This window comes from Paracoccus sp. S-4012 (assembly GCF_009674885.1).
Classification (GTDB): Bacteria; Pseudomonadota; Alphaproteobacteria; order Rhodobacterales; family Rhodobacteraceae; genus Paracoccus.
Genome location: NZ_WKKA01000023.1, coordinates 26,837 through 36,796, shown reverse-complemented (window position 1 = coordinate 36,796; position 9,960 = coordinate 26,837). Strand labels below are relative to the sequence as shown.

7 protein-coding genes and 6 pseudogenes are annotated in these 9,960 nt (G+C 69.4%); 10 read left to right on the top strand and 3 right to left on the bottom strand.

Annotated features, from left to right (window positions below; translation table 11 throughout):
* Positions 1 to 119: 119 nt before the first annotated feature.
* Positions 120 to 295, bottom strand: a pseudogene (locus GI374_RS17520) (DDE-type integrase/transposase/recombinase); the annotation flags it as partial.
* Between GI374_RS17520 and tnpB the strand changes: the two are divergent.
* The 4 genes and pseudogenes from tnpB to GI374_RS19940 all read left to right on the top strand — a co-directional run.
* Positions 281 to 685, top strand: a pseudogene (gene tnpB, locus GI374_RS19945) (IS66 family insertion sequence element accessory protein TnpB); the annotation flags it as partial. The pseudogenes GI374_RS17520 and tnpB overlap by 15 nt on opposite strands.
* Positions 662 to 1,009, top strand: a complete 348-nt coding sequence (locus GI374_RS19490) for an IS66 family transposase zinc-finger binding domain-containing protein (RefSeq protein ID WP_370515450.1) — start codon at positions 662 to 664, stop codon at positions 1,007 to 1,009. The pseudogene tnpB and the gene GI374_RS19490, both read left to right, overlap by 24 nt.
* Positions 957 to 1,343: pseudogene (locus GI374_RS17505) on the top strand (transposase); the annotation flags it as partial. The gene GI374_RS19490 and the pseudogene GI374_RS17505, both read left to right, overlap by 53 nt.
* Positions 1,344 to 1,422: 79 nt before the next feature.
* A pseudogene (locus GI374_RS19940) lies at positions 1,423 to 1,488 on the top strand (transposase domain-containing protein); the annotation flags it as partial.
* 49 nt (positions 1,489 to 1,537) lie between these two features.
* Here GI374_RS19940 and GI374_RS17500 read toward each other — a convergent pair.
* Positions 1,538 to 2,379, bottom strand: a pseudogene (locus GI374_RS17500) (IS3 family transposase); the annotation flags it as partial.
* Positions 2,380 to 2,411: 32 nt separating this feature from the next.
* Between GI374_RS17500 and GI374_RS17495 the strand changes: the two are divergent.
* From GI374_RS17495 to GI374_RS17470, 6 genes and pseudogenes are all read left to right on the top strand, one after another.
* Positions 2,412 to 3,001, top strand: a pseudogene (locus GI374_RS17495) (IS3 family transposase); the annotation flags it as partial.
* 585 nt (positions 3,002 to 3,586) lie between these two features.
* On the top strand, positions 3,587 to 4,567 hold the full coding sequence (gene speB / locus GI374_RS17490) for an agmatinase (protein WP_154338320.1): 981 nt from the start codon (positions 3,587 to 3,589) through the stop codon (positions 4,565 to 4,567).
* 108 nt (positions 4,568 to 4,675) lie between these two features.
* Complete coding sequence (locus GI374_RS17485; protein WP_154338319.1) at positions 4,676 to 5,740, top strand: PotD/PotF family extracellular solute-binding protein; 1,065 nt, start codon at positions 4,676 to 4,678, stop codon at positions 5,738 to 5,740.
* Between the two features lie 58 nt (positions 5,741 to 5,798).
* On the top strand, positions 5,799 to 6,836 hold the full coding sequence (locus tag GI374_RS17480; protein ID WP_154338318.1) for an ABC transporter ATP-binding protein: 1,038 nt from the start codon (positions 5,799 to 5,801) through the stop codon (positions 6,834 to 6,836).
* Positions 6,833 to 7,684: an ABC transporter permease gene (locus GI374_RS17475; RefSeq protein WP_154338317.1), complete on the top strand. Its 852-nt coding sequence runs from the start codon at positions 6,833 to 6,835 to the stop codon at positions 7,682 to 7,684. The genes GI374_RS17480 and GI374_RS17475 overlap by 4 nt, the downstream gene beginning before the upstream one ends.
* Positions 7,681 to 8,481 carry an ABC transporter permease gene (locus GI374_RS17470; protein ID WP_154338316.1) on the top strand — a complete coding sequence of 267 codons (801 nt, stop codon included), beginning with the start codon at positions 7,681 to 7,683 and terminating at the stop codon, positions 8,479 to 8,481. Before GI374_RS17475 ends, GI374_RS17470 begins: the two co-directional genes overlap by 4 nt.
* 5 nt (positions 8,482 to 8,486) lie before the next feature.
* Here GI374_RS17470 and GI374_RS17465 read toward each other — a convergent pair whose 3' ends face one another.
* Complete coding sequence (locus tag GI374_RS17465; protein WP_154338315.1) at positions 8,487 to 9,935, bottom strand: amidase; 1,449 nt, start codon at positions 9,933 to 9,935, stop codon at positions 8,487 to 8,489.
* Positions 9,936 to 9,960: the final 25 nt, after the last annotated feature.

Below are 9,960 nucleotides of genomic sequence, written 5' to 3'. Positions count from 1 at the left end.
TCATGCTCTCAACACAAGGCCTCGCGGGACGCTCGGTTGGAAAACACCCGCGGAAGCCCTCGACCAGGTTCTCAAGGGTGCTAAAATCGATGCTGTTGCGTCGACCGGTTGAATCCGCCTTGGGAACCGCGGTCACGGTGATGGCCAGCCCCATCCCCTTGGCGGGGCGGCGCTCGTGGACCGCCTGCTCCAGGGCATCGAGAACGAAGTCGGCCTGCGCGCTCGCGCTGACCCGCCAGCCGACGATGCGTCGGGCATAGGCGTCGATGACGAAGGCGACATGAACGAAGCCCTCGTAGACCTGCCAGCGCGTCACGCCATGACGCAGCATCCGTATCGGCGCCGATGTCGACGAAGCTCGGCTGTCGCAGGTCATTCGGGCGGTGCGGGCGGCGGCGCGATGATCGCCGCGCACGGGCAGCTTCGGGTCTATGTGGCAACCCAGCCGGTGGACTTCCGCAAGGGCATGGACGGTCTCGCCCTGGCGGTCCAGGAGATGATGGGGCTGGATCCGTTGTGAGGCGCGGCCTTCGTGTTCCGCGCGAAGCGGTCCGACCGGATCAAGGTCCTGATCTGGGACCGAACCGGCATGGTGCTGGTGCACAAGCGTCTCGAGGGCGGCGGTTTCGTGTGGCCGCAGCTGCGAGACGGCGTCATGCGGATGTCGCCGGCGCAGTTCTCGGCCTTGTTCGAGGGGATCGACTGGCGGCTGGTTCGGCCGGAGGAGCCCCGGAGCACGCTCTGCCCGTGTGGCTGCGGCGAGATGACGAGGATCGGAGAAGATGCCTCGGAGGGTCTGGACATCGTGCCGGCGCAGCTCCGCGTGCTGGTCACGCGCCGCCCCAGATACGCCTGCCGCCGCTGCCCCGGCGCCGTGGTGCAGGCCCATGCACCCGAGCACGTGGTGCCGGGCGGCCTGCCGACCGAGGCCCTGATATGCGCCCGGCCGCGGCGGTGTGCACGCGCTCCGCTTCCTCGAGGGCTATCGCGGGCGGTTCCTGCAATGTGACGGTTATCAGGCCTACGAGGCCCCGGCGAACCAGGCCCGACCGGAGGGGCCGTGGCAGCTCGTGCACTGCTGGACGCATGTCCGCCGGCGCTTCGTAAAGCGATCGGAGACCGACGCCTCGCCGATCGCCGAACAGGCCCTGCGCCAGATAGCCCAGCTCTACGCCATCGACGCGACAGTCCGGGGCCGAACACCGGAGATCCGGCTGGCTGCCCGCGCCGAACTGGCGGCGCCGATCACCGCCGCCTTCCGACCGTGGCTCGAGGCGCAGCTCTCGCGCATCCCGCGCTCGTCGAGGCTGGCCGAGGACATCCGATACACGCTCGGCATCTGGCCAGGGCTGACGCGCTTCCTCAAGGACGGACGGCTCGAGCTCGACACCAATCCGGTGGAGGGGGGCCGAGAACTGGGCCATGCTCGCCTCCCTGATCGCCACCTGCAAGATGAGCGGGGTGAACCCGGTCGACTACATCGCTAGAACCCTGCGGGCGATCCTCGATGGCTATCCAGGGAGCCAGATCGAGGAGCTCATCCGTGGAGCTTCGGTCGACCCTCAAGCATCGCCGCATAGGGGGACGGCGAAGCGCAATCGCCCGGCGCGGAACTCTCATCGCGTGCAGCGGGTCGGGCGATTGCGGTGGTCAGGTGCAGGGCGAACCCGCCGGGGTCTGGTAGCCGAAGGCCGAATGGGGCCGCGCGGTGTTGTAGTCGGTCACCCCGGCCGCGATCAGCTCGCGGGCATGGGCGAGCTTGCGAAAACAGGGTCTCATTGAGGAGTTCGTCCCGCATCCGGCCGTTGAAGCTCTCGACGAAGCCGTTCTGCATCGGCTTGCTTGGCGCGATGTAGTGCCATTCGATCCTGTGCTCGGCGCACCGCTTCAGGATTGCGTTCGAGGTCAGTTCCGTTCCGTTGTCGGAAACGATCATGCCGGGCTTGCCGCGCCGCTCGATCAGCGCCGTCAGTTCCCGGGCCACGCGGCGGCCCGAGATCGAGCTGTCCGGGATGGCGGCGAGGATTCGCGGGTGACGTCATCAACGACGTTGAGCATCCGGAACCGCTACCCACAGGCAAGCTGCACGAAGTCGAGCGACCAGCGGGCATTGGCCCGCGCCTCGACCAGGATCGGGGCTCTCGTGCTGACCGCCTTGCGGGATGGGGTGCGTTTCCGGACGGTTAACCCTTCTTCGCGGTAGATGCGGTTGATCCCCGAGGGATCGCCTTCGCGGCGCAGCAGCACGAACAGAGGCCGGTAGCCGAACCGACGCCGCTCGTTGGCCAGAGCCCGCAGCCGGCCCCGCAGCGCCGTGTCGGATGGCCGCTGCGACTGGTAGCGGACCATCTTGCGACCCGTCCCTGAAATCCGGCACGCCGCCATTGCGACAAAATCCCGTGGCAGGTCACGGCCTCCACCGCATCGAGCGGCTGATGCAGACGAATGGCTTGAAGGCGCGGCCTCGCCGTCGCGGCCTGCCGACAGACGAGTCCGTCATCGCCGACACCCTCCTCGATCGGGACTTTAAGGCGGACAGACCCAACCAGAAGTGGCTGCCCGATTTCACCTCCATCTGGACAGCCGGGGCTGGCTGTACGTCGCCGCTGTGCGGAACCTGTTCTCACACCGCGTCGTGGGCTGGTCGATGAAGGCCGAGCGCGACGCATCGCTCGTCATGGATGCCCTCATGGTGGCCGTGTGGCGGCGCGGACGTGCTGCTGCATCATGCGGACCAGGGCAGCCAATAGACGAGCGAGCCGTTCCAGCGTCTCCTGGTGGATCACGGCATCACCTGCTCGATGAGCCGGTCGGGAAATGCTGGGACAATTCGGCCATGAAGAGCTTCTTCTCTTCGCTCACGACCGAGCGCTCGGCCCGCGATGCCGCAAAGGCCGACGTGTTCGACTCCATCGAGAGGTTCTACAATCCAAAGCGGCGCCACTCGAAACTGGGCTACCTCAGCCCAATTCAGTTCGAGGCTCGCGCCGGGCTACCGTAACCGGCCGTCCACGAAACCGGCAGCAGGCAACTTCGCTCAAATCGACACCGAGGAGATCGATCCCATTCCCAGCATGACCACAAAAGCCGCCTGATCATGCCCTCAGGCCACCCGAAAATTCTAATCGCAAGGACCCGCGCCACGCCAAACAGGTCGCTCAGCCAGCCGCTCGCCAGCCGCCAGACGAATACGGCACCGCCGAAAACGCCGTGATCAGACCGCTTGTGCAGGCACGATGCCCTCCGGCGTCGACGATCGCAATCTTCAGCGTCAGCGGGCCGTGATAGGCAGCAGAACCGCAGATTGATCGCGGTGTGTTCATGGGATCGGACGTCGTGATTTGGCCGACGCGGCCGTGCCCCCAGGCCGGCGACACCTCGGCCCGCCATTCTCCGGCGGGCTGGCTGAGTGGGCCCCGGACCGCCTGCGTCTGGGGCGCGACCCATGGGACGAAGCAATCAAAGCGTTCCGCAACGGGCGCGCGGTCATGTCATCGTCGGCGATGGCCTGTTGATGGCGGCGGCCGTAGGCGCTTGAATGGACGTCCCCGAGCCCGATACAGGCCCGATGCAGGGAGGTCCGCACATGAGCCGCTTCAACCAGCCCCTCGGGGGCAACGACATGCCTCGTTTCGGCGGTCCCGCCACTTTCATGCGGCTGCCGCCGCAGGCGACTGCCGAGGGCTGCGATGCCGTCTTCGTCGGCATTCCGATGGACATCGGCACCTCGAACCGGCCGGGCACGCGCCTCGGGCCGCGCGCGATCCGCGACGAGAGCCGCATGATCCGTCCCTTCAACATGGCCACCGGCGCCGCGCCCTTCGAGCATCTGCAGGTGGCCGATATCGGCGACGTGGCGATCAACACCTTCGACCTCAAGAAGTCCTGCGCCATCATCACGGACACCTACCGGGAGATCCTGTCGCACGGGGCCATTCCCCTGACACTCGGCGGGGACCACACGCTGACCTGGCCGGTGCTGCGCGCGATCCGCGACCGCCACGGACCCGTCGCGCTGGTGCATGTGGATGCCCATGCCGACGTCAACGAGACGATGTTCGGCGAGAAGGAGGCGCATGGCACCCCCTTCCGCCGCGCCTGGGAGGACGGTTGCCTCATCAACGACAAGGTGGTGCAGATAGGGCTGCGCGGCTCGGGCTACGCGGCGGACGACTTCGCCTGGGCACGCGAGCAGGGCTGGAGCGTGATCACCGCCGAGGAGATCGCCGGGCGCGACCTGCGGCGCCTGATGGAGCAGGTGCGCGGACTGATCGGGGATGCGCCCTGCTACCTGACCTTCGACATCGACAGCCTGAGCCCCGGCCTCGCCAGCGGAACCGGCACGCAGGAGATCGGCGGGCTGATGGACTGGCAGGCGCTCCAGATCGTGCGCGGCCTGGCGGGCGTGAACCTCGTCGGCTGCGACCTCGTCGAGGTCTCGCCGCCCTTCGATCCTTCGGGGACGACGGCGCTGACCGGGGCGAACCTGCTCTACGAGATGCTCTGCATCCTGCCCGGCGTGCCGCAACGCCCGCCCGCTCCGCTGCACGGCTTCGACCTGTCCTGAACGGAAATGGATTTACGCTCCGGCTGCCCTTACAGCAGGAGACGAAGAACCGGATATCGCGGCGGGGAAGCCCTTCGCCGCTGTCCCAAACCGCAGGGAGACCCGACCATGAAAAGACGCAGCTTCCTCATCGGCACTGCCGCCGGCATGTCCGCGCTCGCCGCGCCCGCGCTGCTGCGCGCGCAAGGGGCGCCGCTCAAGGTCGGCACCTATGGCGGCTTCTTCCAGGACAGCTTCGACCAGCACATCTTCCCCGACTTCACCGCCGAAACCGGCATCGCGGTGGAATCCATCGGCGAGCCCACGGGCGAAGCCTGGCTGGTCCAGCTCGAACAGGCCGCGCGCGCGGGCCAGGCTCCGGCGGACGTCTCGATGATGGCGCAGGTCGCGCGGCTGCGCGGGGAGCGGTCCGAGCTCTGGGCCCCGCTCGACGAGACCGCGATGGCGAACCTCGGCAACATGCCGGAGCATTTCGTCCATCGCTACGCGGACGGCCGCCTCTACGGCACCGGCGCCGTGTCCTGGTACATCACGCTGGTCAGCAACACCGACGTCTACCCGGAGGCGCCGACCTCTTGGCAGGCGCTGTGGGACCCCGCGAACGCCGACCGGCTGGGGCTGCTCGCGCTCGCCTCCAACTCCTTCCTGCTGGAGATCACCGCCACGACCTTCTTCGGCGGCACCGACATCCTGGGGACCGAGGACGGGATCCTGCAGGTGCTGGCGAAACTGGCCGAGGTGAAGCCCAACGTGCGGCTGTGGTATCGCGACGAGGGGCAGTTCCAGCAGGCGCTGGCCTCGGGCGAGATCCCGATGGGGCAATACTACCACGATGTGACGGGCCTCGCCGCAGCCGAGGGGCAACCGGTGCGCTCGACCTTCCCGGCCGAGGGCGCGGTGCTCGACTCGGGCTCCTGGGTCGTGTCGAAGGCCTCCTCGATGGTGGAGCCGGCGCAGGTCTTCATCGACTACATGGCCCGACCCGAGATCCAGGCCAAGCTGTCGCGCAACGTGGGCACCGCGCCCACCGTTGATCGGGCGCTGACGGATCTCACGGACGATGAATTCGCCGCGGTAGCCTCGGACCTGCCGCCGATCCTGCCGCAGTACGAGCTCTATATCGACCGGGCCGACTGGGTGAACCAGAAATGGTCCGAGATGATCACCGGCTGAGGCCGGCTCCCGGCCCGGCCCCGAAGCGCGGCCGGGCCCTTCCACCGAAGGGTTCCCGATGAACGACCTCGCGCTGCGCGACCTCACGAAACGGTTCGGCCCCGTCGCCGCCGTGGACGGGGTCACGCTCGACATCCCGGGAGGCAAGTTCATCTGCCTGCTCGGCCCTTCGGGCTGCGGGAAGACCACGCTCCTGCGCCTGATCGCGGGGCTGGAGGATCCCTCGGAGGGGCGCATCCTCGTGGGGGACGAGGACATCACCGACCGGCCCGCGCACCGGCGCGATTTCGGCATGGTGTTCCAGTCGCTCGCCCTGTTCCCGCATCTGTCGGTGGGCGACAACGTCGCCTATCCGCTGGCGATCCGGGGCCGCCCGAGGGCCGAGCGCGAGCGGCGGGCGGCGGAGCTTCTGGACCTCGTGCGGCTGCCGGGCATGGCCGGGCGCCGTATCCACCAGCTCTCGGGCGGGCAGCGCCAGCGCGTCGCCATCGCCCGCGGCCTCGCCGTGGACCCGAGCCTGTTCCTTCTGGACGAGCCGCTGTCGGCGCTCGACGCGAATCTGCGCGAGCACATGCAGGTGGAGCTTCGCCAGCTCCAGACCCGGCTGGGCGTCACCACGCTGGTCGTGACCCACGACCAGAAGGAGGCGCTGACCATGGCCGATCTCGTGATCGTCATGGACAAGGGCCGGGTGCAGCAGATGGGGGCGCCGATGGAGGTCTATCGCGACCCCGCGAACGCCTTCGTCGCGGGCTTCATCGGCAGTTCCAACCTGCTGCTCGCGACGCTGCTCGACCGGACGACCGTGGAGGTCGCGGGGCGGCGCATCCTGCTTTCCCCCGAGGACCGCGTGAAGGCCGAACCCGGCCCCGTCCTGCTGTCGGTGCGGCCCGAGGATGTGCGGCTCGCGCCGGAGGGCCTCCTGGCGCGCGTGACCTTCGTGCGTGACCTCGGCGAGAGCGTGCAGCTCGTGCTCGATCAGGGCGGACGCGAGATGACGGCGCTGTTCGCGCCCCGCGACCGGCCGGCCGCGAACGTGGGCGACGAGGTCCGCCTGGCCTTTGCGCCCGGCGGCGTCGTGGTGCTGAGGCCATGAGCGCGCGCGAGGCGCCGACGCCCTACTGGCTCGGGCTCCTGCCGGCACTTGCGCTGCTGGTCCTGTTCCTCGTCCCCTTCGGCATCATGCTTGCCGTCTCGGTCGCGGGGCGGGAGGCGGGGGGGTTCTTCACCTGGGGCTTCGACCTCGCCTCCTACGCGCGGGTGTTCTCGCCTTTCGTGGGCCGCATCCTCGTCACCTCGGTCGCCATCGCGCTCGGCGCGGCGATCCTGGCGGTGGCACTCGCGCTCCCGTTCACGGTGATCCTCGGCGGGATGTCGCGGCGGGCGCAGACTGTCGTGCTGGTGGTGCTGCTCTCGGCGCTGTCGCTCTCCGAGGTCATCATCGGCTTCTCGGTCAACACGCTGCTGTCGCAGACGGCGGGGGTCGGGAACCTGCTGGCCTGGCTCGGGCTGCTGGAGGCCCCTCGCGCCTTTACGCCGGGACTCTTTGCGCTGATGACGGGGCTCGTCTACCTCTCCTTCCCCTATGCGGTGCTGGTGCTCTATCCGCCCGTGGCCCGGCTCGACCCGGAGCTGGCGCAGGCGGCGCGGACCATGGGGGCCTCGCCGCTGCGCACCTTCGCCACGGTGACGGTGCCATTGCTGCGCGCGCCGATCCTGGGCGCGACGATCCTCGTCTTCGTCTTCGTGCTGGGCTCTTACCTGCTACCGCAGGTGCTCGGGCGGCCGCAGCACTGGACGCTGTCGGTGCACATCACCGATCAGGCGATCTACCAGTCGAACCTGCCGTTCGCGGCGGCGATGGCAGTGCTGCTGCTGGCGGTCGCGCTGGCGCTCGTAGGCCTGTCGCTGCTGGTCACGCGCGAGCGGAGGACCGGGACATGAGCCGACGCCTCGGGGGCCTCTACGTCGTCGTCCTGCTCGGGCTGCTGTCGCTGCCGATCCTCGTCGTCGCCGGGGTGTCGCTCAACGGCGGGCAGTCGCTGCGCTTCCCGCCCGTCGATCCATCCCTGCGCTGGTATGGCGAATTGTTCCGTGCCGCGGACTGGACCGGCCCGCTCAGGAACTCGGTGGTCATCGCGGCGCTGGCCTCGCTCCTGGCGGTGGCGGTGGCGCTGCCGCTCGCGCTGCACAGCTGGGGCCGGGGCGGCTGGCTGACACGGGTTCTCATGGTGCTGGGGGTGGCGCCGTTCATGCTGCCCCCGGTCATTACGGCGCTGGGCTTCCTCGTCTTCTGGGTCTCGCTGGGGATGTACGGGCAGATGGCGGCAACGGTGCTGTCGCACGGGATCTTCCTCGTCACGCTGCCGCTGGTGACGATCTCACTGGGACTCGTGTCCATCGACCGGTCGCTGGTCGAGGCGGCGCGGACCATGGGGGCCACCCGGGGTCAGGTGCTCCGGACCGTCGTGCTGCCGCTCGTGGCGCCCTACGTCGTCTCCGGCTATGCCTTCGCCTTCGTGCTGTCGCTCAACGAATACATCATCGCCTACATGGTCGCGGGATTCACGGTCGAGACCCTGCCGATCAAGATCTTCAACAGCCTCCGCTACGGCTACACGCCGATCATGGGGGTCGTGTCGGTGCTGTTCGTTCTGGTGGCGGCACTCGTGTTCGGCACCATCGGCGCCTTCGGCAACCTGCCGCGCCTGCTGGGCTCGGATCGGGCCGAGGGGCGGTAGGGCGGTCAGACCGACAGCCGATCCCGGAGGCTCCTGAGCGCCGGGGCGAAGTCCACCGCCTCCTCGATCCGGGCGCAGAGCCGCAGCACGAGGAGGTCGTCGCCCGGCCGCGCCGCGATCTGGACCGCGACCGGGAGCCCGCCCCCGGTCAGCCCCACGGGGATCGCGGCCGCGGGCTGGCCGGCAAGGTTGGCAGGCGCCGCATAGGGCGCGAAGGCGAAGCCATGCGCGTTCCAGGCGGCGAGGTCCGAGCCGTTCGCCTCGAAGGTCAGCGTCCCGAGCGGCGGCGGGTCGGCGGCGAGCGCCGGCGTCAGCACTGCGTCGATCTCCTCCATCGAGCGGGCGATGGCCCAGGCCGCGCGCGTCATCGCACGCCGCGCGCGGTGCAGGTCGAGCGCGGAGAGGCCAAGCGCATGATCAAGCATGGCGCGGGTGAAGGGCTCCAGCTCGTCCTCGCGCGGCACGCGGCCGAGGGCTTCCGCGCGGGCGCGGACATGGTGGAGAACATCCACCGTCCAGAGCGCGTCGAACCAGGGGCCGGGCATCGCCTCGGGCGGATAGGCATAGGGTTCGACGTGATGGCCCATCCCTTCGAGAAGACGGGCGGTCCGTTCGGCAGCCTCCACCTGCGAGGACGCCGAACGCCGGCCGGTGGGGTCCGTGACGCAAAGCCCGATACGAAGCGGCGGCAGGTCCGTGTCGAGGCCGGCGAGATAGCCGCCCGCGGGGGGCAGCCGGCCCAGCCGGGTGCCCGCGCCGGGGCCGGCGGTCAGGTCCAGCGCGGCGGCGCTGTCGCGCACCGTCCGCGTCAGCACATGGTCGGAATCGAGCCCCGAGGCGATCTCCTCCCAGTCGGGACCCAGCGGATTGAGCCCGACCGAGGGCTTGAAGCCGAAGACGCCGCAGCAGGCGGCGGGGATGCGGATCGAGCCGCCGAGATCGGTCCCATGCGCCATCGGGACCATACCCGTCGCCACCGCGACCGCCGCGCCACCACTTGAGCCGCCGGTGGTCAGGGCCATGTCCCACGGGTTTCGAGCCGGGCCGTAGGCCAGCGGCTCGGTCGTGAAGTCGCCCGCGAATTCGGGCGTGTTGGTGGTGCCGAGTGTGACGAGCCCGCCCTCGCGCCAGCGGCGCACGAGGATGCTGTCCGGCCCCGGCGCGGCATCGGCGAAGAAGCGGGAGGCGAAGCGGGTGGGAAGCTGCGAGGACGACAGGTTCACGTCCTTGAGCAGGAAGGGCACGCCGTTGAGCAGGCCGCCCCCGGGCCCAAGCGCGGCCGCCTCCTCGCGCGCGGCCTCGAAGCGGTCGGCCACCACGGCGCCGAGGCGCGGGTTCAGCGCCTTGATGATGGCGATGGCGGCCTCGGACGCCTCCCGCGCCGTGACCTCGCCCGAGGCGATCAGCGCGGCGAGGCCGAGACCGTCCTGTTCGCGGTAGTCGTCGAGCGTCATCGCCTGTCCTGTCCTTGCGTCCGCC

Bases quoted from the DNA above. Each gene is read 5' to 3' on its own strand.
- GI374_RS19490 (WP_370515450.1), top strand. From the start codon at position 662: ATGTCGCCGGCGCAGTTCTCGGCCTTGTTCGAGGGGATCGACTGGCGG.
- speB (WP_154338320.1), top strand. From the start codon at position 3,587: ATGAGCCGCTTCAACCAGCCCCTCGGGGGCAACGACATGCCTCGTTTC.
- GI374_RS17485 (WP_154338319.1), top strand. From the start codon at position 4,676: ATGAAAAGACGCAGCTTCCTCATCGGCACTGCCGCCGGCATGTCCGCG.
- GI374_RS17480 (WP_154338318.1), top strand. From the start codon at position 5,799: ATGAACGACCTCGCGCTGCGCGACCTCACGAAACGGTTCGGCCCCGTC.
- GI374_RS17475 (WP_154338317.1), top strand. From the start codon at position 6,833: ATGAGCGCGCGCGAGGCGCCGACGCCCTACTGGCTCGGGCTCCTGCCG.
- GI374_RS17470 (WP_154338316.1), top strand. From the start codon at position 7,681: ATGAGCCGACGCCTCGGGGGCCTCTACGTCGTCGTCCTGCTCGGGCTG.
- GI374_RS17465 (WP_154338315.1), bottom strand. From the start codon at position 9,935: ATGACGCTCGACGACTACCGCGAACAGGACGGTCTCGGCCTCGCCGCG.